Source organism: Spirillospora sp. NPDC047418, assembly GCF_040643275.1.
Taxonomy (GTDB): domain Bacteria; phylum Actinomycetota; class Actinomycetes; order Streptosporangiales; family Streptosporangiaceae; genus Spirillospora.
Window position 1 is genome coordinate 1 of the sequence record NZ_JBEYTW010000017.1, and the last position, 25,300, is coordinate 25,300.

Genomic DNA, 25,300 nt, shown 5'->3' on the forward strand with positions numbered 1-25,300 from the left:
ATGGCCACGGGGCGACCCGGCCGAAAAACGACCGAGCCGATAAAGGCACTGGCTTTTAACACGCTGTTGAGTTCTCAAGAAACGGACACCCACCGTGCTGGACCCGCTTTCGCGTTTCCCGCCTTGGGGCTGACTCGTCTTACTTTACCGGATCCGGCCGGTCTGTCAATTTCGGCCTTCTTCGATAACGCCCGTCCAATGCCGCTTGCGCGGCACCTTCGGAGCGGTGAAGCTATTTCATCAGATCCGGCCCGATTGTCAAAACGGAGCCTTTTCCGACGCCACCGCACGGCACAGCAGACGCGACGAAGCCGCATCGGCTGGTTCGTAGGTGGGTTCCCCGTCGTCCGGCCGGCCGCCATGCGGGCGTCCTGCATCCGTGAAGGGGACGAGGGGTTAACTTACGTTGTCCGAGCGTCGACGTCAAATCGACACTCTGGGACCCTCACGCACACTCTCCTCGCGCACGTGGTCGAGTCCTCCAACGAGCACGGCGCCGCCGGTATTCCGCTCCAGACCTGGCCGGGTACGGCATCGCGCCGGGGCACAGGCTCGGCAGCGCGCGCGCCGCAGGCGGTTCTTCCCGCCGTACGCTCTGACGGTCACGACGGGGAAGGACGAACTATGAGTGGAAACGAGCGTGCGCTCGTGCTCGGTGGCGGCGGTGTCGCGGGGATCGCCTGGCTGACGGGGGTGCTCGCGGGCCTCGCCGCTGAGGGAACGGACGTCACCGGCGCGGATCTCCTGCTCGGCACCTCGGCCGGTTCGGCGGTGGCGGCCCAGGTCGGCAGCGGCCTGCCCATCGGGGAGTTGTTCGCGCGCCAGGCCGATCCGGCACTGCAGAACCGGGAGCTGGTCCCGTCAAGCGGTGTGACGGTCGCGGAGTTCGCGGACATCTGGATGCGGCTCGCGCAGGAGAACAGCGACCCTGCGGCGATCCGCCAGGGGCTCGGGGCCCGGGCGCTGGCCGCCGACACCGTTGACGAGGCCGAGCGGCAGGCCGTGATCGAGGCGCGGCTGCCCGTCCGCGAATGGCCGTCGAGGGACCTGAGGGTGACGGCGGTGAACGCGCTGACCGGCGACCTCCGCCTTTTCGACCGCGACTCGGGCGTGTCACTCGTGGACGCCGTCGCAGCGAGCTGCGCCGTCCCGATGATCTGGCCGCCGGTGACGATCGGCGGCATCCGCTTCGTGGACGGCGGGGTGCGCTCGGTGAACAACCTCGACCTCGCGGCGGGGTACGAACGGGTACTGCTCATCGCGCCGATGGACGATCCCCGCTTGGCCGTGGACATCGCCGCGGTGGAGGGCGAGGGCGGGGGCGTCGAGGTGATCACCCCGGACGAGGCGGCGCTGGCGGCCTTCGGCACCGACCCGCTGGACCCGTCCACCCGCACCCCGTCGGCGGACGCGGGGCTCGCCCAGGGACAGGCGACGGCCGCGAAGATCGCCCCTTTCTGGGGTTAGCCCGGCGACCGGACTCCCGCCCGCGCGGACTCACTGCGGCGTGCCGCCCCGCCGGTCGGCACGCCGCAGTGTCTCCGCGTCAGCCAGGGGCGGTTCCCGGAGCGGTGGCCGGGGCGGTGAAGGAGGGCGGGCGCTTCTCGAAGTAGGCGCGGACGGCCTCGATCTGGTTGGGGCCGCCGCGCAGCGCGCCGAGCGCCCGCGACTCCTCGAGGAACTGCCCGGCGAGGTCGTGGTCCGCCGCGCGGTTCAGCAGCCGTTTCGCACTCTGTACCGCGTCGGGGCTGTTGCCGGCGATCTCCCGGGCGAGTTCGGTGGCGGCCGCGCGCGGATCGTCGGCGGTGCGGGTGGCGAGCCCGATCCGGGCGGCGTCCTCGCCGGACACCATGCGGCCGGTGAAGGTGAGCTCCTTCGCGACGTCCTCGCCGACGAGGCGGATCAGGGCGGCGGTGCCGGTCATGTCCGGGACGAGTCCCCAGCGGATCTCCAGCACCGACAGCTTCGCGTCGGGCGCGACGATGCGGATGTCGGCGCCGAGCGCGATCTGCAGGCCGCCGCCGAGCGCGTGCCCGTGGACGGCGGCGATGACGGGCTGCGGCATCTCCCTCCAGACGTGCACCGCCTGCTGCCCGAGGTTGGTGATGCGTCCCGGCTCGCGGTCCGTGATGTCGTTCAGCAGCCGCTTCGTCCGCTCACCGTTACCGGTGCGCTCCCCGTCGCCGGCCATGGCGGCGAACCCGGAGAAGTCGAGTCCCGCGCAGAAGGCACGTCCCTCACCCGACAGGACGACGGCCCGGACGGACGGGTCCGCCGCCAGCGCGTCACCCGTCTCGGCGAGCGCGTCGAACGTGGCCATGTCGAGGGCGTTCAGCTTGTCGGGCCGGTTGAGCCGCACATCGGCGACCCCTTCGTGCACGTTCACGGTGACGCGGTGGGTCATCCCCCGCTCCCCTCCGTCGAGGCGATCATCTCAAGGGGACGATTCCATGCCGTCCCCGCGACCGTCGAGGGCGACCCCTCGGGCCCGCGGATCAGGTCGCCCGTTTCGTCCTCGCGAACTCCTCACCCGGCCAGAAGGTGTCCCCCAGCGACAGGTTGTCGAAGAGCACGCAGACGGCGCCGGGTGTCTCCTCCGACCACCAGGTCTCGGAGACGCGTCGCCCTCGCTCGTTGCCATGCCGGCTCAGCCAGTAGACGGTGTCGCCGGGTGCGAGCCGGCGAGCCGCGACGATCTCCCGTCGCGACGTCGGCCGGGTGCTCGGCCGGCCCACCCTGGCGGAGAAGCCGTACTCGCCCCAGGGGCGTCTCCAACGCCAGACGATGCGGAACTGCTCGCCGATGGGGTCGGACGGGAGGCCGAGGTTCACTCGGTCCACCAGGTAGTGGGTGGCGAGGCGCCTCGCCACCGGGGACATATCGTCCCAGGTGTCATAGGACGCGGCGGCGGCCTCCGCCCGCACCGCGGCATCCGACTCGAGTTCTCCGAGCTCGCGCGAGACGGCCGGATCGATACGGGGAGCGCCTGGTCCTGCCGAGGGCGGCGCGCCCACTCGGTCGACTCGAAGCATGCGGCGAGCCACAGCGCTTCCCCTGGGTTGAGGATGGTGTCTCCCACCGTGGGCACCGGGTCGACGCCGCGTAGGCCGAGGGACATGTCGAAGTGCAGCATCTCCGGCCCGATGAACTCCGGCTCCCAGTCGAGATCGCTGTGCAGGAGCGTCGCGTACCCCTCGCCCTGGCGTTGCCAGAAGACGAGGTCCTCCCCGTGCTCGTTGACGAAGTGCAGGACGATGTCGGACGTCTCGAACTCGGCCCCGGCCATCTCGCCGATGCGCGCCTGCAGTGCCTGATTGCCCCGGTAGCGACTCAGGTAATGGCGCGCGGCGACGACGAAGGCGGCCACGGTGCCGTCGTCCAGCACCTTGGCCTCATCGATCACGATGCTCTTCAGCACCCGTCGTTGGCGACGCGCCGAAAGCAACTGTTCCGTGGCGTTGGCCCAGTAGAGGGTTTCGGTGTCCGGGTCGTGGACGATGCAGAGCACGGGTACGTTGCCGTCCGCCCACGATTCACCATGGTGGTCGACCGGAACGCGGTATCCGCCTTTGCCGCGCCATGAGCGGCCGCCCTTGATCTGCGCCTTGACCAGGTCGCCGGTGCGCCTGCCGTCCACCGTGAACTCCACGTGCAGGTCCTCGCCGAAGTCGTTCTGGCCGTCGACCTCGTGCACGATGTGGTCGTGCCGCTCCAGCAGGGCGCGCAGGGCGTTGACGGCGGCGCGGGCCACCCTGCGACCGGCGGGGACTGTGGGCATGCCACCTCGTTTCCGGGCGATTGTGGGACGGAGCGGCTGCTCGCAGCCGGCCGGACCATCCAAGACCGGCGCCGGTAACGGTGTCCAGGCGTGTGCCGGCACGCTGAGGCGGGGGGGGGAGCCGAGGCTCATCCAGGTGACGCCCCGGATGCGGAGGGGCCGCCGAGGTGCGGTGGTTCAGGTGATGGGGATTATTTTCGCGGTGGTCAGGTGGCCTTCGTGGATGTCCAGGAGGCCGAGGGTGCCGTGGGGCTGGCGGCGGCGGTCGGTGGGCGAGCCGGGGTTGAAGATGCGGATGCCGTCGGCCGTTTCGTCCAGCGGGATGTGGGAGTGGCCGAAGACGACGAGGTCGGCGGCGGGGAACCAGCGGCGCATGCGGGCGGTCCGGCCGCGGGCCTGGCCGCTGTCGTGGACCATCGCGATGGCGAGGCCGTCCAGGTCGAGTTCGAGGCGTTCGGGGGCGCCCCACGCGGCGACGTCGGGGCCGTCGTTGTTGCCGAGGACCGCGTGGACCGGCGCGTACTCGGCCAGTTCGTCCAGGACGGACGCCGTGCACACGTCGCCGGCGTGCAGGATCACGTCCGCGCCGCGCAGGTGCTCGGCCACCCGCGGCGGGCACGACTTCCAGCGCCGGGGCGCGTGCGTGTCGGAAAGGGCCACCGCTCTCACGCCCCCGATTGTTCCGCACCGGGCGGGATGAAACCGATGCGGGCCGGCGTCCCCGATCGGATGCGGGTGATTCCCGGTGATTTTGCCACGGCGGGATCCGGACACCGGTGGGAAACAACTGTAAGCACCCTGTCATTACACAGGGCTGACCAGCGGAGTTAGGCTCGAATTCCTCGCGTTCGTCCCGAAGGATCCCGGCCGTACGCCCCCGGTCGTTCCGACACGGCGACCCAGCACCGCGAGGGCACGTGAGGGCGGCCGGCCCCGGGGTGGATGATCACTCCCTTGCACCGGCCCCGGGGACCGGCCGCCGCTCCGTGCCGCGGGCCCGCGCTACGCGGTCAGGTAGAGCTTGCGGTCGAAGACGCCCGAGCCGGGGGTGCTCTCCCCGCGGGCGATCCCGGCGCCGCTGCCGGTGCCGTTGGACGGGCAGAGGAAGCTGCTGCCGGACTGCCGCACCAGGGTGATGTTGTCGGACTTGCCCTGCGCGTCGTCCCGGTCGGGGAGCGGGCGGTTCGGGTTGTCCCGGTTGTAGACGTCGAAGCTGAGCCCGGGGGCGCCGCCCGTCTCGAAGCCGTAGTAGCAGGTGAGGGGGATGCCGAGGACGTTGCCCTCCAGCTTGAAGCTGAGGCCGCCGTTGATGGACAGGACGCCGTCGCGGCCGCCGGCGACGGGGTCGTAGGCGATCGAGCCGCTCTTGTCGGGCAGTTCGGACAGGTCGAGGTCCGTCGCGGGCGAGCTGAGCCCGTTGGACGTCTGGCAGGCGCCGATCGACGCGGCGGTGAGCTCGCCGGGGCCCGACGACTCGACCGTGCCCTGCAGGGTCGCGCTGTCGCAGGAGCCGGTCACCGTCGAGCCCAGGTAGACGACGGAGAAGGTGAGCGGCCCGACGGTGGAGACCTGCCAGTTGCCGGAGTAGGGCGCTCCGGCGGCGGTGTCCTGGCGGATGGTGGTGGTGGCGGCCGACGCGCCGGTGGCGGCCATGGCGAGTGCCGCGGACGCGGCGGCCAGCGGCAGGGCCAGCCTGGTGATGGGAGCCTTCACTGAGGGTATTCCTCCCTGGAGGGGGTTTGACTTTTTCTACCCCAGTGATCGCAAAAAGCAAGGCCCAATGGAAAACAAATTCATGTCTTATAAGTTCGCCGCTAAAAATAGCGGGCCGGACACTAAGACGGATGCGATATCGACCGCCGAAACAGGTGAATTGTGCGCGCCGCGGCGCTCAGCGCCCGGCTCCCCCGGTGGTCGGCAGCCCGGCGGCGCGCCAGGCGCGGAACCCGCCGTCGATGTCGGTCGCGCGGGTCAGGCCGAGATCGTGCAGGGACGCGGCGGCGAGGCTGGAGGTGTAGCCCTCCGAGCAGAACACGATGACGCGGACGTCGTGCCCGGTCGCCTCGGGCAGCCGGGCGCCGGACGCCGGGTCGAAGCGCCATTCCAGGACGTTGCGCTCCACGATCAGCGCGCCGGGGACCTCCCCCTCGTCCGCCCGCTGGGCCGCCGGGCGGATGTCGACCAGCACGGCGCCGCCGCGCAGCTCGGCGTGCGCGCGGCCGGGGTCCAGGCGGTCCAGCCGGTCGCGCGCGGCGGCGAGGATCTCCTCGATCGTCCGGGGCACGGGTCAGCCCTGCCCGGCGAGCTGGGCCTCGGCGGAGGCGAGGATCTCCTGGATGCGCAGGCCGTGCGCGACGTCCAGCGCCGGGGCCCGCCCGCCGCGGACGGCCGCGGCGAACTCGGCGACCATCGTCGCGAACGCGTCGTCGCCGAGCTGCGACCAGTCGAGCAGGGCGTGGCCCTTGCGCCCGTACACCTCGACGCGGGCGGGCGGCAGGTCCCCGGTCCCCGCCATCGAGACGGACGCCTGGCTGACCGCGCCGCCCTCGTGCTCCAGGGTCAGCCCGAGCCAGCCGAGCGGGTCGCCGTGCGCGCGGACGCCGGCGACGCGGCCGAGCGAGGCGTCCAGCAGGTCGACGATGTGCGGGCCGAGGTCGAGCAGCGCGCCCTTCTCCAGCCGCCACGGGGTGGCGAACGGCCCGCCGCTCAGCACCGAGGAGACGAACGAGCCGTAGCCGCCGAACGGGTCGAGGCCGCTCACCCGGGCGAGGAAGTCGCGGGCCGCGCGGGAGTAGCGCAGCGTGAAGACCATCTGCGAGACGACGCCCGCCTCCGCGATGGCGCCGGCCGCCCGGCGGGCGCCGTCCAGGTCCATGGCGAGGGGCTTCTCCAGCAGGACGGCCTTCCCGGCGCGGGCGGCGCGGGCGGCCAGGTCGGCCTGGACGTCGGGCGGGACGGAGAACGCCACCGCCTCGCAGGCGTCGAACAGCTCCTCGATCCGCGCGAACGAGGGCGCGCCGTGCTTTCCGGCCAGCTCGGCGGACGCCTCGGGCCGCCGCGCCCACACGCCCGCGAGCCGCGTCGCCGGCCCCGCCGCCAGCGCGGGCGCGTGCACCATGCCCGCCCAGGGTCCCGCTCCGACCAGCCCCACCGCCACAGAATCGCTCATAGGGCAAACCTAGACGATCTACTCGCAGGTCAGTTCACCGAAGACGTCCCGGGCGGGCGCCGGTGCGGCCGCGGGCCGGCCGCGGATCAGCCGAGCTGGACGCCGAAGAGGAGGGCGGCGAGGGCGCCGACCATGCCGAGGGCTCCCCAGACGGCGAGGCCGGCCTTGGAGGTGGCGCGGGTGTGCAGGAACGCCGCCACGCCCGACAGCAGGACGAACACGATCTTCACTTCGAGGGTGCGCTGCGCCGGGCCGCCGATGTCGCCCGCGGTGATGTTCCAGATCCCGGTGAGGACGAGGACGGCGAACGCGGGCCAGGCGACCAGGTTGTAGCGGCGCGCGGCGATCTTGGTGACGCCCTCGTAGCCGCGCAGCGCGGGCACGAGCGCGCCGAGCGTGATCTGGCCGCCGACCCAGATCGTCGCGGCGAGCACGTGCAGGAACAGGCGCACGTCGGCGGCGGTGAGGGCGAGCACGGGACCTCCAGGCGGGGCGGATTCGTCGGGGTTGTCCGGGACGTTACCGCCCCGACGTGCCTGGTCAGGCACCACCCCGTGATTCGGGACCTTCGTCCCTAACGGCGGGCGCGCCGGGGCTCCACGCTGGAGCCATGCAGCTCGACCACAGCGGCCTGGAGATCCTCGACGAGGACGAGTGCCGCCGTCTTCTGGCGCGCGCGGAGATCGGGCGGATCGTGTTCACCCACCACGCGCTGCCCGCCGTCCAGCCGGTGAACTTCGCCGTCGCCGGCGGCGACATCGTGATCCGGACGTCCCGGACGTCGCGGCTGGCCAAGGCCGCCGCCGACACGATCGTCGCGTTCGAGGTCGACGAGTTCGACATGGCGGCGGAGACGGGCTGGTCGGTGGTCGCGGTCGGTCCCGCCCGGCACGTCACCGACCCGGCCGACGCGGCCGCGCTGGAGGCGCTGCCGCTGCGCAGCTGGGCGCCCGGCGAGCGGGAGTACTTCGTCCGCATCCGGCCCGAGCTGATCACCGGCCGGCGGATCGGCGCGCGGGTGCCCGCCGACTCCTGACGCCTCCGGTGAGGCCCGGGACGTTCGCCCCTGTGTCCCCCGCCTCCCGTCGAGGACCCTGGTGATATGCGAGCCATCGGAGAAGACCTGGAGATCCTCGGGCGCGAGGAGTGCGTGGCGCTGCTGCGGTCCGCGCCGGTCGGGCGCGTGGTCTACACCGATCAGGCGCTGCCCGCGATCCAGCCGGTCACCTTCGTCCTGGACGGCGACGAGGCCGTGGTCGTCCGCACCGCGCCGGGTTCGAAGTTCGACGCGGCGCTGCGCGGCGCGATCGTCGCGTTCGAGGTGGACGCGTTCGACCCGGCCGCCCGGACGGGCTGGTCGGTGGCGGCGGTCGGGCAGGCCCGCGCGGTCACCGATCCGGCGGAGGCCGCGCGGGTGGCCCGGCTGCCGCTGCGGCCGTGGGCGCCGGGGCCGCGCGACCACTTCATCCGCATCCCGCTGTGGCGGGTCACCGGCCGCCGCATCCCGCCCGCCGGCGGGCCCGCGCGCTGATTCCGCTCGAGGCGCGCCGCGCGCCGTCCCTGGCGTGACCCCGCTTCCGGGGCCGGTGTGGTGCACATCACAGCTCTTATTGGCGCATCGCCAATAAGATCGGGCGGTCGCCAGGGGCGTCCAGCACGCGCACTCCCCCGCCGCCGCGCCCGCGGCGGCGCCCCCACAGGAAGGCTTCTGATGCTCTCGTCCGACCACGCCGAGACCGTGCGGGCCACGCTGCCCGCGGTCGGCGCCAACGGTGTTGAGATCACCGGCCGGTTCTACTCCGCCCTGTTCGCCGCGCACCCCGAGCTGCGGCACGTGTTCAACCAGGGCAACCAGGCCAACGGCGAGCAGCGCCAGGCGCTCGCCGGCTCGGTGGCCGCCTTCGCCGCGCACCTGGTCGACCCCGACTCCACGATGCCGTTCCAGCAGATGCTGCCGCGCATCGCGCACAAGCACGCCTCGCTCGGCATCCGCCCCGAGCAGTACGCGCTCGTCGGGCGGCACCTCATGAACGCGGTCGGCGCCGTGCTCGGCGACGCGGTCACGCCGGAGGTGCACGCCGCCTGGTCCGAGGTGTACTGGCTGTTCGCGACGCTCCTCATCCACGAGGAGGCGCGGCTCTACCAGGACACCGCCTGCGATCCGGCCGCCCCGTACACGCCGTGGCGGGTCGTGGACCGCCGCGACGAGGCGGAGGACGTGGTCTCCCTGGTGCTGGCGCCCGCCGGCGGCGGGGTCCCCGCGCACCGTCCCGGCCAGTACGTGTCCGTCGCGGTGACGCTGCCGGACGGCCTCCGCCAGCCCCGCCAGTACACGCTGTCGCGGGCCGCGGGCGACACCGTCCAGATCACCGTCCGGCGGGTGCGCGGCGAGGACGCCGCACCGGACGGGGCCGTCTCGCAGTACCTGTTCGAGCACGCGGCGCCCGGCGATGAGCTGGAGCTGTCCCGGCCGTTCGGCGACGTCGTGGTGGACGACGGGGAGGACCCGCTCGTCCTGATCAGCGCGGGCATCGGCATCACCCCCGCCGCGGCGGTCCTGGACCACCTGGCCGCCGCCGACCCGTCCCGCGAGGTCCTCGCCGTCCACGCCGACCGGAGCCCCCGCACCCACGCGCTGCGCGCCCAGATCGCCGAGTCGGGCCGCCGGATCGCCGGGTTCCGGCAGCTGACCTGGTACGAGGAGCCCGGCGACGGCGGGCTCGGCGCGGACGTCCGGCGCGGCCGGATCGACGTGTCGGAGCTGCCGCTGCCGGACAAGGCCCGCGTGTTCATGTGCGGCCCGCTGCCGTTCATGCGCGAGATCAGGCGCGGCCTGCTGGACGCGGGCGTCTCCGACGAGCGCATCCACTACGAGGTCTTCGGCCCCGACCTCTGGATCCGCTGACCCGCCGCCGGGAACGGTGATGCTCCCACCCCGGCGCGGGGTGGGAGCATTCTTCGTCCCCGGACCACGTGCGGGTCAGGGGCGCTGGACCCGTTCCCACCCCCGGCGCGTCTCGTGCATGCCGAGGTGCTCGTCGCGGCTGCGGTAGACGATGTAGGGGCGCGTCAGGTAGCCGACCGGGGCGGTGAGCATGTGCACCAGCCGCGTGAACGGCCAGATGCAGAACAGCAGCAGCGCGCTGAGCGCGTGCAGCTGGAACAGGATCGGCACGCCGGTCATCAGCTCCGGGTCCGGCTGGAGGTAGAACACCGACCGGAACCACGGGGAGATCGTCTCCCGGTAGTTGTAGCCGTCGCCGATGATGTTGGCCGCGACCGTCGCGGCCAGCCCGATGACGATGGTGCCCGCCAGCACCACGTACATCAGCTTGTCGTTGCGGGTGGTCGCGAGGAACACCGGGCCGACCGTCCGGCGCCGGTAGATCAGGATCGCGAGGCCCGCCAGCGTGCAGAACCCGGCGATCGTCCCGAGGACCACGGCGACCACGTGGTACATGTGCTCGGTGACGCCGACCGCCTCGGTCCAGCCGTCGGGGATGACGAGCCCGCCGACGTGGCCGAGCGCGACGACCAGGATCCCGAAGTGGAACAGCGGGCTGCCGATGCGCAGCAGCCGCCGCTCGTACAGCTGGGACGAGCGGGTCGTCCAGCCGAACTTGTCGTAGCGGTACCGCCAGATGTGCCCGAGGACGAACACCGCGATGGTGACGTAGGGCAGGGCGACCCACAGCAGGGTGCCGGTGACGCCCGGGTCGCCGCCGCTCTCCGCGGCGAGGACGGGCAGGGTGGGGGTCATGACGGGGCTCCAACGACGGGATCGGGCAGCAGGACGGGGCCCATGGCGGCGGCGTCGGCGCCGTAGGGGGCGAGGCCGACCGACTCGTCGGGCGGCCCCTCGGCGATGAGGCGGGCGACGGCGTCCTCGGTGCGGCCGGTCAGCGGCGGCAGGGTCGCCGCGACCGCGTCCAGGACGGGCGCCCACGGCGACCCGGCCTCGGTCAGCGCGAGGCGCAGCAGCTCCAGGCCGGCGCGGTGCTCGATCAGCAGCCGCCGCCCCTGCACGGGGTCGCCGGTCGCGGCGAACTCCAGCACCACGGCCAGGTGGTCGGGCAGCTCGCCGTCGTCCAGGTCGAGCCCGGCCGCCTGGTACGCCTGCTTGAACCGCAGCAGGGCCATGCCCCGCTTGCGGGTGTCGCCGTAGGCGTAGTAGGTCAGGTAGAGGCAGCACCGCTTGCGGTAGTCGAACGTGGCGACGTAGTCGGCCGCCAGGTCCTGCCGCGGCGTCGCGTCCAGGTGGTCCAGGACGCGGCCGAGCGGCTCCGCGACCGGCTCCGGCAGGCCCGCGACCGCGCGGCGCAGCAGCGGGCGCCGCCCGAGCAGCTCCTCGTCGGGGTAGCCGATCAGCAGCGACGCCGCCTGCCAGGCGGTGGCCAGCTCGGCGTCGCCGAGGCCGGGCTTCTTCGGGGATCTGATCCTCACGGCTTGCGCTCCGTTTCGGCGGGCCCCGAGTCGGCGGGCGGGTTGGTGCCGCTCGGACCGACCTCCGAGTCGCCCGCGCGTTCGGGGAACAGCCCGGCGGGGGCGCCCTTGCCGTCCCAGTTGAGCAGGTTGACGCGCTTGTGCTTGTCGGCCGGGTCGACGGGGTTGTCGGAGGTCTGCCGCGCCCGCAGCATGTGGAAGTTCTCCACCGCGATCGGGTTCGGCCGCCCGGACGCCTCGCCGAACGGGCCGGAGCCGCCGGGCAGCTCCGCGCCGCCCATGCCGGGGCCGCCGTCGTAGTTCAGGCTGCACTCGGTGGCGATCTCCTCCAGGCTGTGCGCGTCCTCGGCGTGCGCCGTCGGGATCACGTACCGCTCGTCGTACTTGGCGAGCGCCAGCAGCCGGTACATGTCGTACATCTCCTCGCCGGTCATCCCGACGCCCTCGGGGATGGCGAGGTCGGGCTCGCGGCCGAGGTTGATGTCGCGCATGTAGGAGCGCATCGCGGCGAGCCGGCGCAGGACGCCGTCGACGACCGCGGTGTCCCCGGCGGTGAACAGCTCCGCCAGGTACTCGACGGGGATGCGCAGCGCGTCGATCGCCGCGAACAGGTTGCCCCTGTCCTCGGCGTCGTGGCCGGTGTCGCGGATGACGTCCACGACCGGCGACAGCGGCGGGATGTACCAGACCATCGGCATCGTCCGGTACTCCGGGTGCAGCGGCAGCGCCACCTTGAAGGTGTTGATGAGCGCGTAGATCGGGGACCGCTGGGCGGCCTCGATCCAGTCCTGCGGGATGCCCTCGCGCTCGGCCGCCGCGATGACCTCGGGGTCGTTCGGGTCGAGGAACACGCCGCGCTGCGCCTCGTACAGGTCGCCGTCGTCGGGCGTGGACGCCGCCTCCAGCACCTTGTCGGCGTCGTAGAGGATGAGGCCGATGTAGCGGAGCCGCCCGACGCAGGTCTCGGCGCACACCGTCGGCAGGCCGACCTCGATGCGCGGGAAGCAGAAGGTGCACTTCTCGGCCTTGCCGGTCCGGTGGTTGAAGTACATCTTCTTGTAGGGGCAGCCGGACACGCACATCCGCCAGCCGCGGCACTTGTCCTGGTCGACGAGGACGATGCCGTCCTCGGCGCGCTTGTAGATCGCGCCGGACGGGCAGGACGCCGCGCAGGACGGGTTGAGGCAGTGCTCGCAGATCCGCGGCAGGTAGAACATGAAGGTGTTGTCGAACTCGGCCTTGACCTTGGCGGAGATGTCCTTGAGCAGGACGTCCTTGTCCAGGTGGTCCACGGAACCGCCGAGGTCGTCGTCCCAGTTCGCCGACCACGAGACCTTCATGTCCTTGCCGGACAGCAGCGACTTCGGCCGGGCGACCGGCGTGTGCTCCTGCAGCGGCGCGTTGGTGAGGGTCTCGTAGTCGTAGGTCCAGGGCTCGTAGTAGTCGTCGATCCCGGGCAGCTTCGGGTTGGAGAAGATCGTCACCAGCTTGTGCCAGCGGCCGCCGCCCCTGAGCGCGAGCCGCCCGCGCTTGTTGAGCACCCAGCCGCCGCGCCACTTCTCCTGGTCCTCGTACCGCCGGGGGTAGCCCTGGCCGGGGCGGGTCTCGACGTTGTTGAACCAGACGTACTCGACGCCGCTGCGGTTCGTCCACGCCTGCTTGCAGGTGACCGAGCATGTGTGGCATCCGATGCACTTGTCGAGGTTCATCACCATCGACATCTGCGCCATGACGCGCATCAGTACTGCACCTCCTGGGAGCGGCGGCGGATGACGGTGATCTCGTCGCGCTGGTTGCCGGTCGGCCCGAGGTAGTTGAACGCGAACGACAGCTGCGCGTACCCGCCGACGAGGTGACTCGGCTTGATCAGCAGCCGGGTCAGGGAGTTGTGGATGCCGCCGCGGCGGCCGGACGTCTCCGCGCGCGGAACGTCGATCAGCTTGTCCTGCGCGTGGTACATGTACACGGTGCCCTCGGGCATCCGGTGGGTGACGATCGCGCGGGCGACGACGACGCCGTTGCGGTTGACCGCCTCGATCCAGTCGTTGTCGCGGACGCCGATCTTGGCCGCGTCCACCCCGCTCATCCAGATCACCGGGCCGCCGCGCGACAGCGACAGCATGAACAGGTTGTCCTGGTACTCGGAGTGGATCGACCACTTGTTGTGCGGGGTGAGGTAGCGGACGGTCAGCCCCAGCTCGCCCGTCTCCCCCAGCTCCGGCTCGCCGAACAGGGCGGACATGTTGAGCGGCGGCCGGAATGTCGGCAGCTGCTCGCCCAGCTCGGCCATCCAGTCGTGGTCGAGGTAGAAGTGCTGCCGCCCGGTGAGGGTGTGCCAGGGCTTCAGCCGCTCGACGTTGATGGTGAACGGCGAGTAGCGGCGCCCGCCGCTCTCCGACCCCGACCATTCCGGGGAGGTGATGACGGGCACGGGGGCGGCCTGGGTGTCGGCGAACGTGATCTGCTTGCCCTCGTGCTCGGCGGCGAGGTCGGCGAGCTTCGTTCCGGTGCGCTTCTCCACCGTCTTGAAGCCCTGCGTGGCCAGGTGCCCGTTCGTCGTGCCGGAGAACGCGAGGATCATCTCGCAGGCGTGCACGTCCCGCTTCAGCGAGGGGCGGCCGTCGGCCGGCCCGCCGCGCACGACGCCGTTCTTGTGCCCGAGGTACTCGACCTCCCGCTCCAGGTCGAACGTGACGCCCTTGGTGGTGGCGCCGAGCCGCTCGGCGAGCGGGCCGAGCGCGGTCATCTTCGCCGCGATCGCCGGGTAGTCGCGCTCGACCGTGACGAGCTTCGGCATCGTCACGCCGGGGATCGGCTCGCACTCGCCCTTCGCCCAGTCCAGGACGCGGCCGTGCGGGGTCGCCATCTCGTCGGGGGTGTCGTGCAGCAGCGGCACGGCGACGACGTCCTTGCGGACGCCGAGGTGCCCCTCGGCGAGCCGGCTGAACGCGGTCGCGATGTCCTGGAACGCGCGCCAGTCGCTGCGGGTCTGCCAGGGCGGCCCGATCGCCGGGTTGAACGAGTGGACGAACGGGTGCATGTCGGTCGTGTTCAGGTCGTGCTTCTCGTACCAGGTCGCCGCCGGCAGCACGATGTCGGAGTAGACGGTGGTGCTGGTCATCCGGAAGTCCAGCGACAGCAGCAGGTCGAGCTTGCCCGCCGGGGCCTCGTCCCGCCAGACGACCTCCTCCGGCCGGGCCTCGGGCGGCGTCTCCTCCGCGCGGACGGCGTCGGCGGCGCCGAGCAGGTGCCGCAGGAAGTACTCGTTGCCCTTGGCGGACGACCCGAGCAGGTTGGACCGCCAGACCGTCAGGACGCGGGGGAAGTTCTCCGGGGCGTCCGGGTCCTGGCAGGCGAACTTGAGCCGGTCGGCCTTCAGCTCGCCGACGATGTACTCGCCGGCCTGCTTCCCGGCGGCCTCCGCCTCGTCGGCGAGGGTCAGCGGGTTGCGGTCGAACGTCGGGTAGGACGGCATCCAGCCGAGCCGCGCCGCCTGCGCGATCACGTCGGCGGTGGAGCGCCCCGCGAACGTCCCGCCGCCGGTCGCCGCCGACAGGGCGCCCGCGTCGAACTGGTCGTAGCGGAACTGGTCGGTGTGCAGGTAGAAGAACGCGGTGCCGATCATCTGCCGGGGCGGCCGGGACCAGTCGAGCCCGAACGCCAGCTGCGCCCACCCGGTGACCGGGCGGCACTTCTCCTGCCCGACGTAGTGCGCCCAGCCGCCGCCGTTCACGCCCTGCCCGCCGGTCAGCGTGGTCAGCGCGAGGAACGTCCGGTAGATGGTGTCGGAGTGGAACCAGTGGTTGGTGCCCGCGCCCATGATGATCATCGAGCGGCCGCGGGTCTCCTCGGCGTTGGCCGCGTACTCGCGGCCGATCCGCTCGGCGGCCTGCGCCGGGACGCCGGTGATGGTCTCCTGCCACGCCGGGGTGCCGGGCTCGGAGGCGTCGTCGTACCCGGTGGGCCAGGTCCCGGGCAGGCCGTCGCGCCCGACGCCGTACTGGGCGAGCAGCAGGTCGAACACGGTCGTGACCAGGTGGCCGCCGACGGTGCGGACGGGCACGCCCCGGCGCAGCGTTCCCGGCGCGCCGTCGATGCCGTCGAACCGGGCCAGCTCGATCTCCACCGCCTCGCCGCCCGCACCGCCCGCGCCGGCCTCGCCGGCCGCGACGGACAGCAGGGGGTCGGCGTCGCCCAGGTCCAGGTTCCACTTGCCCTTGCCGGACTCGCCGTAGCGGAAGCCGAGCGACCCGTTCGGGACGAGCGGGCGGCCGGTGGCGGCGTCCAGGATCACGGTCTTGAACGCGGCGTTCTCGGACTCGGCCTCGGCGCCCGGCAGGTCGGCCGCGGTGAGGAACTTGCCGGGCACGTACGTCCCGTCGCGCTCCTCGACGCGCACCAGGAACGGCAGGTCGCTGTAGCGCTTCACGTAGTCGGTGAAGTACGCGGCCTGCCGGTCGACGAAGAACTCCTTGAGGACGACGTGGCCCATGGCCATCGCCAGGGCGCCGTCGGTGCCCGGCTGGGCGGCGAGCCACTCGTCGGCGAACTTGACGTTGTCGGCGTAGTCCGGGGACACCGCGACGACCTTCTGGCCCCGGTACCGGGCCTCGGTCATCCAGTGCGCGTCGGGGGTGCGGGTGACCGGCACGTTGGAGCCCCACATGATGAGGTAGCCGGCGTCCCACCAGTCGCCCGACTCGGGGACGTCGGTCTGGTCGCCGAACACCTGCGGGGACGCCACCGGGAGGTCGGCGTACCAGTCGTAGAACGACAGCATCGTCCCGCCGAGCATGGACACGAACCGGGCGCCGGACGCGTGCGACACCATCGACATCGCCGGGATCGGGGAGAACCCGGCGACCCGGTCGGGCCCGAACTCCTTGATCGTGTGGACGTGCGCGGCGGCGATCATCTCGGTCGCCTCGTCCCACGTCGCCCGCACCAGGCCGCCGCGTCCCCGCGCGTCCTTGTAGGCGCGGGCCTTCTCCGGGTCGGAGACGATCTCGCGCCACGCCTGCACCGGGTCGCCCGTCCTGGCCCTGGCCTCCCGGTACATCTCCAGCAGGACGCCGCGGACGTAGGGGTAGCGCACCCGGGTGGGCGAGTAGGTGTACCAGGAGAACGACGCGCCGCGCGGGCAGCCGCGCGGCTCGTACTCGGGGCGGTCGGGGCCGACCGACGGGTAGTCGGTCTGCTGCGCCTCCCAGGTGATGATGCCGTCCTTGACGTACACCTTCCAGGAGCACGACCCGGTGCAGTTCACCCCGTGGGTGGAGCGCACCACCTTGTCGTGCGACCACCGGTCGCGGTAGAAGGCGTCCGCCTCACGGCCGCCCTTCTTGGTCATGGTCCGCAGGTCCGGTGACACGCGCGCGCGGGTGAAGTACCTGCGCGTGCCCACCAGCGCGTCTTCCAGCGGGCCGTCCATCCCCGGCCGGCCATGGGTCGAACTCAACTCGGATCCCCTTCTTCCGCATCATCTAGGGAGAAATCGCCCCCGGAGTGCATCGTCTCGCCGGTCTCCGGCGGGTCGGTGTGATTTCAGGTGGCCCGGCGCGTCGCCACGGCGCGCCGGACGCTCGTCGCGGTGAACACCCCGGCCGCGGCGGCCACGAGGGAGAGCAGCAGCAGGCCGATCCGGTACTCGCCGAGGCTGCCCCACAGGGCGCCCATCAGCAGCGGCGGGACGAACCCGCCGAGGCCGCCCGCGGCACCGACCACGCCGGTCACCGCGCCGACCTTGTTCGCCGGGGCCAGCTGGGCGACCAGCGCGAACGTCGCGCCGCTGCCCGCGCCGAGCGCGGCCGCCATGGCCAGGAACGCGATCGTCCCGACCGGCATCAGCGCCGGCGCGAACGACTGGACCACCGCGCCGGCCACCGTCACCGCCAGCGAGACCGTCATCACCCGGACCGCGCCGAGCCGGTCCGACAGCCAGCCGCCGACCGGCCGCATCACCACGGCCAGCAGCACGAACCCGGCCATCCGGTTCGCGGCGTCGGCCGTGGACAGCCCGTACTCGGCCTTCAGGTAGGTGGGCAGGTACACCGAGAAGGCGACGTAGCCGCCGAACGCGACCGCGTAGAGCGCCGACATCTGCCAGGTGACGCCGAGCCTGGCCGTCGCCGCCAGCCGCGCGGCGAGCGGCTCGGCCGGCGCGGTGCGCCCCGGCGCCTCCCGCAGCACGAACCACGAGGCGGCCGCGTAGACGGCGAGCAGGACGGCCATCACCACGAAGGGGGTCTCCGTCCCCCACCTGTCGGCCTCCTTGACGGTGGTCAGCGCGCTGACGGCGGTGCCGCCCATGCCCGCGCCGAAGATCCCGATCGCGAGGCCGCGCCGCTCCGGGGGGAACCACGCGTTCACGAAGGGGACCCCGATCGCGAACGCCGTCCCCCCGATCCCGAGGAAGAAGCCGCCCGCCAGCAGCGCGGGCAGCGACGAGTGCCCCGCGAGCCCCAGGTAGAGGACGGGCACGATCGTGATCAGCGACACCGCGGGGAACATCACCCGCCCGCCGAACCGGTCGGTCAGCGCCCCCACCGGGATCCGGCCGAGCGACCCCACCAGCACGGGCACCGCCACGAGCAGCGACTGCTCGAACGACGTCAGCCTCAGCGCGTCCTTGAGCCCGGGCGCGAGCGGGCTCAGCAGCGCCCACGCCCAGAAGTTCACCGCGAATCCGAGGGTGGCCATCACCAGCATGACCCACGGCCGCCCGCCTCCGGCGGCCCGCCCGGGCTCCGCCGGCCCGGGTCCGGTCTCCTGCCGAGCTTCCGTCACCTGCCGCACCATTCTCCATCGCTCCCAGCGCAGTGCCGTTGGGCCTTCCCCAACCTCAGGCAGGGTAACCATGATCGGCTACCCGCCGGTTTCACCTTCGCTGAAAGCGGTGCGCTCCATGAAGGGACCTTCGTCCTTCCAAGGGTCCCTTCATGGAGCGCGGCGGGCGGAGCCGCGCCCGAGGCGGGTCACGACCCCGCGCGGCCGGCGGCGGTCACCACAGTTCCGGGTCGTGCCGGGTGCGGACGGACGGGTTGAACGCGTCGCGCAGGGCGTCGCCCAGCAGGTTGAACGCCACCACGATCGCCATGATCGCCAGGCCCGGGAACACCGTCGCCCACCAGGCGAGCTGCAGCGTGGCGCGCGAGTCGGCCAGCATGCTGCCGAGGGAGAACCCGGGCGGCTGGACGCCGAGTGACAGCAGGCTCAGCGCGCTCTCCACCAGCACCAGCACGCCCGCGCTGGTCGACCACAGGATGATCACCGGGCCGAGCACGCTGGGCGCGATGTGCCGCAGCATGATCGCCGGGATGCGGGTCCCGAGCGTCCGCGCGGCGGTGACGAACTCCAGCCGCCGGACCTGCGCCACCGAGTTGGCGATCGTGCGCGCGTAGTTGACCCACCCCCACAGCGCCAGGATGACCATCAGCTTGACGATGCCGGGGCCGACCACGGCGGCCAGCGCCACGCCGACCGCGACGAACGGCACCGCGAACTGGATGTCGGCGACCCGCATCAGCACCATGCCGATGCTCTTCTCGTAGTAGCCCGCGACGAGCCCGAGCAGCAGCCCGAAGACCGCGGACGCCGTCGCGGTGACGATCCCGATCGCCATGCTGAGCCGCAGCCCGTACAGCAGCCGGCTGAGCACGTCCCGGCCGAGGGTGTCGGTGCCGAGCGGGTGGCTCCAGGACGGCGCCCGCGCCGCCTCCGCCAGGTCCTGCGCGACCGGGTCGTAGGGGGCGAGCAGCGGCGCGGCCAGCGCCGCCACCGCCAGCACGGCCAGCAGGACCACCGCGACCCTGCCGGCCCCGTCCGACCAGACCCGCCCGGCGATCTCGGCGGCCCGCGACCGGCTCGGCGGCGCCGCGGCCTCCGTCGCGCCCGTGGCCGGGTCCTTCGTGAGCGACGTCATGCGGCCGCCTCCGTCCGCAGCCGGGGGTCCACCAGCCGGACGACCACGTCCATGCCGATGTTGACCAGGGTGATCAGCATGGCCATGCAGAACACGCTCGCCTGCACCAGCGGGAAGTCCTGGTTCGACACCCCGCGGATCAGCAGCGCGCCGAGGCCGTTGTAGCCGAGCAGCGGCTCCAGGATCAGCAGCGAGCTGAACAGGAACGAGAACTCGATGCCGAGCCAGGCCAGCATGGGCGGCAGCGCGCCGGGCAGCGCGTGGCCGAGCAGCACCCGCCACGGCGGCACGCCCTTGGACCGGGCGGTGAGCACGTGCCCCTCGCCGAAGGAGTCGAGCAGCTGGCCGCGGGCGATCCGCGTGCTGGTCGACACGGCCGTGATGGTGAGCGCCGCCACCGGGATGACGAGGCTGCCGTAGCCGCTGTTGCCGGTCGCCGGGAGCCAGCCCAGCCGGACGGCGAACAGCAGCACCAGCAGCAGCGCCATCCAGAAGTAGGGGACGCTGCCGAGCAGGAAGGTGCCCGCCATGATCAGGCGCCCGCTGAGCCGCCCGGGGCGCAGCGCCGCCGCCACGCCGATGCCGAACGACAGCAGCACCGACAGGACGATCGCCGGCACCACGATCCACAGGCTCGGGCCGAGCCGCTCGAACACCATCTGCGCGGCCGGCCGGCCGAACGCGAACGACTCGCCGAAGTCGAGGGTGAACGAGCTGCGCAGCGCGTCCAGGTACTGCACCGCGACCGGCGCGTCCAGGCCGAGCCGGCTCCGGGTCGCCTCCACCACCTCGGCGGACGCGTCGGGCGGCGACAGCAGCACCGCGGGGTCGCCGGACAGCCGCGACAGCGCGAACAGGAACGTCGACACGCCGCAGGCGACCAGCGCGATCAGCAGCAGCCGCCGGACGATGTAGCCGGTCACCGGTGGTCCCGCTCCCCGGCCGGCGGCGCGGCGGCCAGCGCCTCCATGATCCGCTCCAGGAACGTCCGGCGGTCGGCCGCCAGGCGCTCGGCCAGCTCGGGGCCGGGCTGCAGCAGCTCGATGTCGTCCCGGGTGATGGTGCCGCGCTCGCGCAGGACCTCCTCCAGGACGGCGAAGCGGTCGCGCAGCACCCAGACCTCGGAGGCCACCTCCATCAGCGCGTTGAACAGCGCGTCCAGGGGCACCTTCCCGTCCAGGTGGCGGGGGTCGTCGACGGCGAATCCAGGCATGGTCGCACCGCCTTTCTAGGAGAGCATCGGGGTGACCAGCGGCGGGGCCGCCGGGGTGCGGACGGGGGCGTCGCCGCCGCCCGGCTGGAGCTCGCCGGGGAAGTGGCACGCGGCCAGGTGCCCGGGGGCGATCTCCGCCTGCGGCGGGGCCTCGGCGGCGCAGACGTCCCGCGCGATCGGGCAGCGGGACCGGAACACGCACCCGGACGGCCGGTCGGCCGGCGAGGGGATCTCCCCGGCCGGGACGATCCGGTGCTCGGCGTCCCGGCGCATCGACACGAGCGTCGCCGTGTAGGGGTGCGCGGGCGCGGCGAAGATCCGCGCGGTGTCGCCGATCTCCACCAGCCGCCCCAGGTACAGCACGGCGATCCGGTGGCTGAGGTGCTCGACCAGGCCGAGGTCGTGCGTGATGAACAGGTACGACAGCCCGAGCTCGGCCTGCAGGTCCTGCAGCAGGTTCACCACCTGCGCCTGCACCGAGACGTCCAGGGACGCGGTGGGCTCGTCCGCGACGATCAGCGACGGGTCGAGCATCAGCGCGCGGGCGATGCCGACGCGCTGCCGCTGCCCGCCGGACAGCTCGTGCGGGTAGCGGCCGGTGAACGCGGGGTCGAGCCCGACGCGCTCCATCATCGCCGCGACCGCCGCGCGGCGGGACGCCCCGTCGCCGACGCGGTGCGCGCGGAGCGGCTCGGCGAGCACGTCCCCGATCCGCTGGTAGGGGTTCAGGGACGTCGACGAGCTCTGGAACACCATCGCCATCCGGCGGCGGACGTGGCCGCGCAGCGCCGCGCCGCGCATCGCCGTGATGTCGGCGCCCTCGAACTCGATCCGCCCGGCGGTGGGGCGCTCCAGCCGGATCAGCATCCGCGCCAGCGTCGACTTCCCGCTGCCGGACTCGCCGACGAGCCCGAGCGTCTCGCCGCGCCCCACCGCGAGGGTGACGTCGTCGACGGCCCGCAGCGGGCGCCCGCCCGGGACCCGGAAGTCCTTCACCAGCCCGCTGACGCGGGCCACGGTCTCGCCGGTCATGAACCTCCTCCCGGGACGGCGCCGTAGCCCTCGGCGCGCAGGCACGCCGCGATCCGGCCGGGCAGCACCGGGCGGGGTTCGGGCCGGACGGCCGAGCAGATGTCGTGCGCGCTCGGGCAGCGGGCGGCGAACGCGCAGCCCGCCGGTTCCTCGGCCGGCGCCGGCGGCCGTCCCGCGATGGCCCGCAGGCGGCCTCCCCCGGCGAGCCCGGGCGCGGCCCGCAGCAGCGCGTGCGTGTAGGGGTGGCGGGGCCCGGCCAGCACGTCGGCGGTCGGGCCCTCCTCCACGACCGCGCCCGCGTACATCACCACGAGCCGGTCGGCGATGTCGGCGATGACGTCCAGGTCGTGGGTGGCGATCACGATCGACAGGCCCAGCTCCCGGTTCAGGTCGCGGAGCAGCTCCAGGATCTGGGCCTGCGTGGTGACGTCCAGCGCGGTGGTCGGCTCGTCGCACAGCAGCACCGCCGGCCGGGCGACGAGCGCCATCGCGATGACGATGCGCTGCGCCTGGCCGCCGGAGATCTCGTGCGGGTAGGCCCGCATCCGCGACCCGGGGTCGGGGATGCCGACCCGGCCCAGGGTCTCGGCGGCGAGTGTGCGGGCGGCGTCCTTGGACAGGCCGGGGTCGGCGGTCCGCGCCGACTCGACCAGCTGCGCGCCGATCCGCTTCATCGGGTGCAGCGCCCGCCACGGGTCCTGGAAGACCATGCGGGCACGGCCCGCCCGCAGCCGCCGCAGCTCCCGCCGGGGCATGCCGAGGACGTCGTCGCCGCCGCACTCGATCGAGCCGGTGACCCGCGCCCCCGCCGGCAGCAGCCGCAGCGCCGCGAGGATCGAGGTCGACTTGCCCGACCCCGACTCGCCGGCGACCGCGACGATCTCGCCGCGCGCGACGCCGAACGTCACCCCGCGCAGGATGCTCAGCTCGCCCCGGGCGGTGGGCAGCGACACCCGCACGTCCCGCAGGCCGAGCGCCATACCGTCCCCGGCGCGGTCCGCGGCGCGGTCCTTGGCGTGGTCCTGCGCGGGCGACGGCGTGCCGGTCACTTCGACGCGGCCCATCAGGTCCCTCCTTCCTCCGGCCGGCGGGCGATCGTCACCCACGGGTAGGAGCCGGGGCCGAGCGCCTCCTGCCGGACGCCGGTGAACCCGGCCGCCTCGGCGACGGCGGCCAGGTCGGCCTGCGCGGTGGTCCGCCACCACGGCTCGTGGCCGTTCTCGGCGTCCCAGTCGTCCAGCCACGCCTGGTGGGCGCCGCGCCGCCGGTAGGGCGCCACGTCGGAGAAGACGAGGTCGCCGCCGGGGCGCAGCAGCCGAAACGCCTCCGCGAACACCTTCTCCACCGCGTGCGGCGGGATCTCGTGCAGCAGGATGAACGAGGTCACCAGGTCCTGGCCTCCGGCCGGCAGCCCGGTGTCCTCGGCCGGGGCGCGCAGCAGGTCCCAGCGCATCCCCCGGTCGGCGGCGCGCCGCTGGGCGTAGCGCAGCGACGCGGCCGACAGGTCGACGCCCGTGATCCGGGCGCCCGGGTAGTGCTGGGCGAGCTTGAGCGTGTACTGCCCGGTCCCGCAGCCGAGGTCGCAGATCGCCGCGTAGTCGTCGCGCGGCGCCGCGGCGGCGACCTTCGCCCGCTGCGCGAAGATGTCGCCGAAGGCGGGCACCAGCAGGTACCGGTAGACCAGCTCGTGGTGGACGAACCCCATGTGCTCGTGGCCGTCCCAGCCGCCCCGGGTGCCGTGGAACTCGTACCTCCAGTAGCGCGGGACCGCCGCGTCGCCCCGGTCGGCGATCGCGTCCGGATCCGGGGCGGCGGCGAGGGCCTCCAGGACGTCGCGGCGGGCCGCGAAGGCGTCCTCGGCGCGCGGCGTGAGCAGCCGCCGGTTCCAGCGCAGCGCGGCGCCGACGACGTCCTGCTCGGTCGTCCCGGCCAGCTCGGCGGCGACCGCGTCGCGCAGGACGGCGATGTCGGCGTCCGGGTCGTCGGCCCAGGCCGCGACCCGCCCGGACGCCTCGACCCGGTCCCGCACCCGGGCGCGCAGCGGCGCCAGCGCCGCCCGCATCCCGGCGAGGAACTCCAGTTCGGCCCGGCCGCGCTGCTCCAGCACGACGTCGGGGTTCATGCCGTCCGGCACGGACGCGGCCCGGTCTGCGTCCGGCATCAGGTGTCCTGCTTGGTGATCTGGTCGAGGAGCAGCATCAGGCCGTTGCTGTTGTCGAACCCGGACACGCCCTCGCGGTGGCCGCCGACGGTGGGACCGCCGTAGGTGTAGAGGATGTAGGACTGGTCCTGCAGGTAGCGGGCGCAGTCGACGAGCTTCTTCGCACGCTTGGCGGAGTCCATCTCGGTGCTCTGCGCCTTCATCAGGTCGTCCCACTTGGAGTCCTCGACGAACGGCTTGTTCGACGACGACACGAACCGGTACGGGCGGTCGGCGTCGAAGATGCCGGTGTAGGACGCGCCCCGGTAGAAGATGTCGGCGTCCGAGCCGCTCCGGAACGTCTTGACCCAGACCGGCACCTCCACCGCGTTGATCTTCGGCTTGAAGCCGGCCTGCTGGAGCTGCGCGCCGACCGCCTCGTACAGCTTCTTGTAGATCGACATCCCGAAGATCTCGATCTCGGCGCCCACCGCGCCCGCCGCCTTGAGCAGGCTCTTGGCCTCCGCCAGGTCGTGCGCGGGACGGTGGAGGTCGGCGCTGTACCCGAACACGCCCTTCACCGGGATCTGCCCGTCCTCCAGCACCCCGGCGCCGTAGGTCATCGCGTCGATCAGCGCCTGCGCGTCGATGGCCTTGACCGCGGCCTGCCGGACCTTGGGGTCGTTGAACGGGGCCTTGCCCGTGTTGAGCTGGAACATGTTCTGGTTGCCGCTGAAGTCGGTGCGGACGGTCAGCCCGTCCCGCCCGTTCAGCGTCTTGATCGTCTCGGCGCCGAGGTTCTGCGCCGCGTCGATCTCCCCGGCCTGCAGCGCCGACGCCATCGCGCCGGCGTCGGTGAAGTAGCGCAGCGTGATCTCCGGCGACTTCGGCCTGGTGCCCCAGAAGCCGTCGAACGCGGCGAACTCGATGCCGCTGTCCGGGGCGAAGCTCTTGATCGTGAACGGTCCCGACCCGATCGGCGCCTTGGCGAAGCCGTCGGCGCCCTTCTGCGTCCAGTACGCCTTGGGCACGATGAAGACCTGGCCGATCCGGGCCAGCAGCAGCGGGTCGGGGGCCCTGGTCTCGATCTCGACCGTCGCGGCGTCGACCTTGCGGACCGACTTGATCGACTCGATCGTGGAGGCGTTGGCGTACTTCTTGCCGAGCAGCTCGGTGAAGCTGAACACAACGTCGTCGGCCGTCACCTTCGCGCCGTTGTGGAACGCGGCGCCGTCCCGCAGGCGGAACCGCCAGACCGTGTCGCCCTTGCGCTCCCACTCCCGCGCCAGGCGCGGCACCGCCTCGGTGTCCCCGCGCAGCTGGCGGACGAGCCCGTCGAAGGCGTTGAACTGGAAGGTCGTGTACTGCTCCTCCATCGGGTTCATCGTGTCGTCGACGACGACCGTCCCGATGACCAGGCCCTTGCGGCCGCCGCCTCCGCCCGAGGAGCCGGGGCCGCCGCACGCGCCGAGCAGGCCCGCGCCGGCCACCGCGCCGCCGAGAGCCAGCCCGGAGCGCAGGAACCCCCGCCGGTCGAGGGCCGCGCCGAACCCGCGAAGAGGACTCTCGCCCACTGGTCGCTCCTTCTGTGTCGTTCTTCGTTG

At 72.8% G+C, this 25,300-nt stretch carries 24 protein-coding genes; 4 read left to right on the forward strand and 20 right to left on the reverse strand.

The genetic code is table 11. The features are described from left to right. The first annotated feature begins 624 nt into the window (after window positions 1-624). Entirely contained in the window at window positions 625-1,467 is an 843-nt protein-coding gene (locus tag ABZ806_RS13480; RefSeq protein ID WP_500217305.1) for a patatin-like phospholipase family protein, read from the forward strand. Between the two features lie 79 nt (window positions 1,468-1,546). On the opposite strand, the gene ABZ806_RS13485 is transcribed toward ABZ806_RS13480, so the two are convergent. The 8 genes from ABZ806_RS13485 to ABZ806_RS13520 form a co-directional block, all read right to left on the reverse strand. Then, complete coding sequence (locus tag ABZ806_RS13485; RefSeq protein WP_500217307.1) at window positions 1,547-2,404, reverse strand: crotonase/enoyl-CoA hydratase family protein; 858 nt, start codon at window positions 2,402-2,404, stop codon at window positions 1,547-1,549. Window positions 2,405-2,495: 91 nt separating this feature from the next. Continuing rightward, window positions 2,496-2,840, reverse strand: a complete 345-nt coding sequence (locus tag ABZ806_RS13490) for a hypothetical protein (protein WP_500217309.1) — start codon at window positions 2,838-2,840, stop codon at window positions 2,496-2,498. Further along, the gene (locus ABZ806_RS13495; protein ID WP_500217311.1) at window positions 2,828-3,778 is read right to left on the reverse strand and encodes a DUF4365 domain-containing protein; all 951 of its coding nucleotides are present in this window, start codon (window positions 3,776-3,778) and stop codon (window positions 2,828-2,830) included. Before ABZ806_RS13495 ends, ABZ806_RS13490 begins: the two co-directional genes overlap by 13 nt. A gap of 177 nt (window positions 3,779-3,955) precedes the next feature. Further along, window positions 3,956-4,447, reverse strand: coding sequence for a metallophosphoesterase family protein (locus ABZ806_RS13500; RefSeq protein ID WP_500217312.1), 492 nt, complete (start codon window positions 4,445-4,447; stop codon window positions 3,956-3,958). Between the two features lie 333 nt (window positions 4,448-4,780). Further along, window positions 4,781-5,491 carry a hypothetical protein gene (locus tag ABZ806_RS13505; protein WP_500217314.1) on the reverse strand — a complete coding sequence of 237 codons (711 nt, stop codon included), beginning with the start codon at window positions 5,489-5,491 and terminating at the stop codon, window positions 4,781-4,783. Window positions 5,492-5,669: 178 nt separating this feature from the next. Continuing rightward, the gene (locus ABZ806_RS13510; RefSeq protein ID WP_500217315.1) at window positions 5,670-6,062 is read right to left on the reverse strand and encodes a rhodanese-like domain-containing protein; all 393 of its coding nucleotides are present in this window, start codon (window positions 6,060-6,062) and stop codon (window positions 5,670-5,672) included. Window positions 6,063-6,065: 3 nt separating this feature from the next. After that, window positions 6,066-6,947, reverse strand: coding sequence for a Gfo/Idh/MocA family protein (locus ABZ806_RS13515; protein ID WP_500217316.1), 882 nt, complete (start codon window positions 6,945-6,947; stop codon window positions 6,066-6,068). An 86-nt stretch (window positions 6,948-7,033) separates the two neighbouring features. Next, the gene (locus ABZ806_RS13520) at window positions 7,034-7,423 is read right to left on the reverse strand and encodes a hypothetical protein (RefSeq protein WP_500217318.1); all 390 of its coding nucleotides are present in this window, start codon (window positions 7,421-7,423) and stop codon (window positions 7,034-7,036) included. Between the two features lie 134 nt (window positions 7,424-7,557). Between ABZ806_RS13520 and ABZ806_RS13525 the strand changes: the two genes are divergently transcribed. From ABZ806_RS13525 to ABZ806_RS13535, 3 genes are all read left to right on the forward strand, one after another. Further along, window positions 7,558-7,983: a pyridoxamine 5'-phosphate oxidase family protein gene (locus ABZ806_RS13525; protein WP_500217319.1), complete on the forward strand. Its 426-nt coding sequence runs from the start codon at window positions 7,558-7,560 to the stop codon at window positions 7,981-7,983. 66 nt (window positions 7,984-8,049) lie between these two features. After that, complete coding sequence (locus ABZ806_RS13530; protein WP_500217321.1) at window positions 8,050-8,478, forward strand: pyridoxamine 5'-phosphate oxidase family protein; 429 nt, start codon at window positions 8,050-8,052, stop codon at window positions 8,476-8,478. A gap of 180 nt (window positions 8,479-8,658) precedes the next feature. After that, on the forward strand, window positions 8,659-9,852 hold the full coding sequence (locus tag ABZ806_RS13535) for a globin domain-containing protein (protein WP_500217323.1): 1,194 nt from the start codon (window positions 8,659-8,661) through the stop codon (window positions 9,850-9,852). Window positions 9,853-9,927: 75 nt separating this feature from the next. Here ABZ806_RS13535 and narI read toward each other — a convergent pair whose 3' ends face one another. From narI to ABZ806_RS13595, 12 genes are all read right to left on the reverse strand, one after another. After that, window positions 9,928-10,707, reverse strand: a complete 780-nt coding sequence (gene narI / locus ABZ806_RS13540; protein WP_500217325.1) for a respiratory nitrate reductase subunit gamma — start codon at window positions 10,705-10,707, stop codon at window positions 9,928-9,930. Next, window positions 10,704-11,390: a nitrate reductase molybdenum cofactor assembly chaperone gene (gene narJ, locus ABZ806_RS13545; protein WP_500217326.1), complete on the reverse strand. Its 687-nt coding sequence runs from the start codon at window positions 11,388-11,390 to the stop codon at window positions 10,704-10,706. The genes narI and narJ overlap by 4 nt, the downstream gene beginning before the upstream one ends. After that, window positions 11,387-13,129 carry a nitrate reductase subunit beta gene (gene narH / locus ABZ806_RS13550; protein ID WP_500217328.1) on the reverse strand — a complete coding sequence of 581 codons (1,743 nt, stop codon included), beginning with the start codon at window positions 13,127-13,129 and terminating at the stop codon, window positions 11,387-11,389. Before narH ends, narJ begins: the two co-directional genes overlap by 4 nt. Then, complete coding sequence (locus ABZ806_RS13555) at window positions 13,129-16,821, reverse strand: nitrate reductase subunit alpha (RefSeq protein WP_500217535.1); 3,693 nt, start codon at window positions 16,819-16,821, stop codon at window positions 13,129-13,131. The genes narH and ABZ806_RS13555 overlap by 1 nt, the downstream gene beginning before the upstream one ends. Before the next feature lie 113 nt (window positions 16,822-16,934). Then, window positions 16,935-18,176 carry an MFS transporter gene (locus tag ABZ806_RS13560; RefSeq protein WP_500217330.1) on the reverse strand — a complete coding sequence of 414 codons (1,242 nt, stop codon included), beginning with the start codon at window positions 18,174-18,176 and terminating at the stop codon, window positions 16,935-16,937. 214 nt (window positions 18,177-18,390) lie between these two features. Further along, entirely contained in the window at window positions 18,391-19,311 is a 921-nt protein-coding gene (locus tag ABZ806_RS13565) for an ABC transporter permease (protein ID WP_500217331.1), read from the reverse strand. Then, window positions 19,308-20,234 (reverse strand): ABC transporter permease, encoded by a 927-nt coding sequence (locus tag ABZ806_RS13570; RefSeq protein WP_500217333.1) that lies wholly within the window; start codon window positions 20,232-20,234, stop codon window positions 19,308-19,310. Before ABZ806_RS13570 ends, ABZ806_RS13565 begins: the two co-directional genes overlap by 4 nt. Beyond that, window positions 20,231-20,524 carry a hypothetical protein gene (locus ABZ806_RS13575; RefSeq protein ID WP_500217335.1) on the reverse strand — a complete coding sequence of 98 codons (294 nt, stop codon included), beginning with the start codon at window positions 20,522-20,524 and terminating at the stop codon, window positions 20,231-20,233. Before ABZ806_RS13575 ends, ABZ806_RS13570 begins: the two co-directional genes overlap by 4 nt. 15 nt (window positions 20,525-20,539) lie before the next feature. Further along, complete coding sequence (locus ABZ806_RS13580) at window positions 20,540-21,556, reverse strand: ABC transporter ATP-binding protein (protein ID WP_500217338.1); 1,017 nt, start codon at window positions 21,554-21,556, stop codon at window positions 20,540-20,542. After that, on the reverse strand, window positions 21,553-22,620 hold the full coding sequence (locus ABZ806_RS13585; RefSeq protein ID WP_500217340.1) for an ABC transporter ATP-binding protein: 1,068 nt from the start codon (window positions 22,618-22,620) through the stop codon (window positions 21,553-21,555). Before ABZ806_RS13585 ends, ABZ806_RS13580 begins: the two co-directional genes overlap by 4 nt. Beyond that, window positions 22,620-23,717, reverse strand: a complete 1,098-nt coding sequence (locus ABZ806_RS13590; RefSeq protein WP_500217344.1) for a class I SAM-dependent methyltransferase — start codon at window positions 23,715-23,717, stop codon at window positions 22,620-22,622. The genes ABZ806_RS13585 and ABZ806_RS13590 overlap by 1 nt, the downstream gene beginning before the upstream one ends. Further along, complete coding sequence (locus ABZ806_RS13595; RefSeq protein WP_500217347.1) at window positions 23,717-25,270, reverse strand: ABC transporter substrate-binding protein; 1,554 nt, start codon at window positions 25,268-25,270, stop codon at window positions 23,717-23,719. The genes ABZ806_RS13590 and ABZ806_RS13595 overlap by 1 nt, the downstream gene beginning before the upstream one ends. Window positions 25,271-25,300 lie beyond the last annotated feature (30 nt).

Bases quoted from the DNA above. Each gene is read 5' to 3' on its own strand.
- ABZ806_RS13515 (WP_500217316.1), bottom strand. From the start codon at position 6,947: ATGAGCGATTCTGTGGCGGTGGGGCTGGTCGGAGCGGGACCCTGGGCG.
- ABZ806_RS13575 (WP_500217335.1), bottom strand. From the start codon at position 20,524: ATGCCTGGATTCGCCGTCGACGACCCCCGCCACCTGGACGGGAAGGTG.
- ABZ806_RS13580 (WP_500217338.1), bottom strand. From the start codon at position 21,556: ATGACCGGCGAGACCGTGGCCCGCGTCAGCGGGCTGGTGAAGGACTTC.
- ABZ806_RS13480 (WP_500217305.1), top strand. From the start codon at position 625: ATGAGTGGAAACGAGCGTGCGCTCGTGCTCGGTGGCGGCGGTGTCGCG.
- ABZ806_RS13585 (WP_500217340.1), bottom strand. From the start codon at position 22,620: ATGGGCCGCGTCGAAGTGACCGGCACGCCGTCGCCCGCGCAGGACCAC.
- ABZ806_RS13485 (WP_500217307.1), bottom strand. From the start codon at position 2,404: ATGACCCACCGCGTCACCGTGAACGTGCACGAAGGGGTCGCCGATGTG.
- narH (WP_500217328.1), bottom strand. From the start codon at position 13,129: ATGCGCGTCATGGCGCAGATGTCGATGGTGATGAACCTCGACAAGTGC.
- ABZ806_RS13565 (WP_500217331.1), bottom strand. From the start codon at position 19,311: ATGACGTCGCTCACGAAGGACCCGGCCACGGGCGCGACGGAGGCCGCG.
- ABZ806_RS13495 (WP_500217311.1), bottom strand. From the start codon at position 3,778: ATGCCCACAGTCCCCGCCGGTCGCAGGGTGGCCCGCGCCGCCGTCAAC.
- ABZ806_RS13590 (WP_500217344.1), bottom strand. From the start codon at position 23,717: ATGCCGGACGCAGACCGGGCCGCGTCCGTGCCGGACGGCATGAACCCC.
- ABZ806_RS13525 (WP_500217319.1), top strand. From the start codon at position 7,558: ATGCAGCTCGACCACAGCGGCCTGGAGATCCTCGACGAGGACGAGTGC.
- ABZ806_RS13530 (WP_500217321.1), top strand. From the start codon at position 8,050: ATGCGAGCCATCGGAGAAGACCTGGAGATCCTCGGGCGCGAGGAGTGC.
- ABZ806_RS13535 (WP_500217323.1), top strand. From the start codon at position 8,659: ATGCTCTCGTCCGACCACGCCGAGACCGTGCGGGCCACGCTGCCCGCG.
- narI (WP_500217325.1), bottom strand. From the start codon at position 10,707: ATGACCCCCACCCTGCCCGTCCTCGCCGCGGAGAGCGGCGGCGACCCG.
- ABZ806_RS13555 (WP_500217535.1), bottom strand. From the start codon at position 16,821: ATGGACGGCCCGCTGGAAGACGCGCTGGTGGGCACGCGCAGGTACTTC.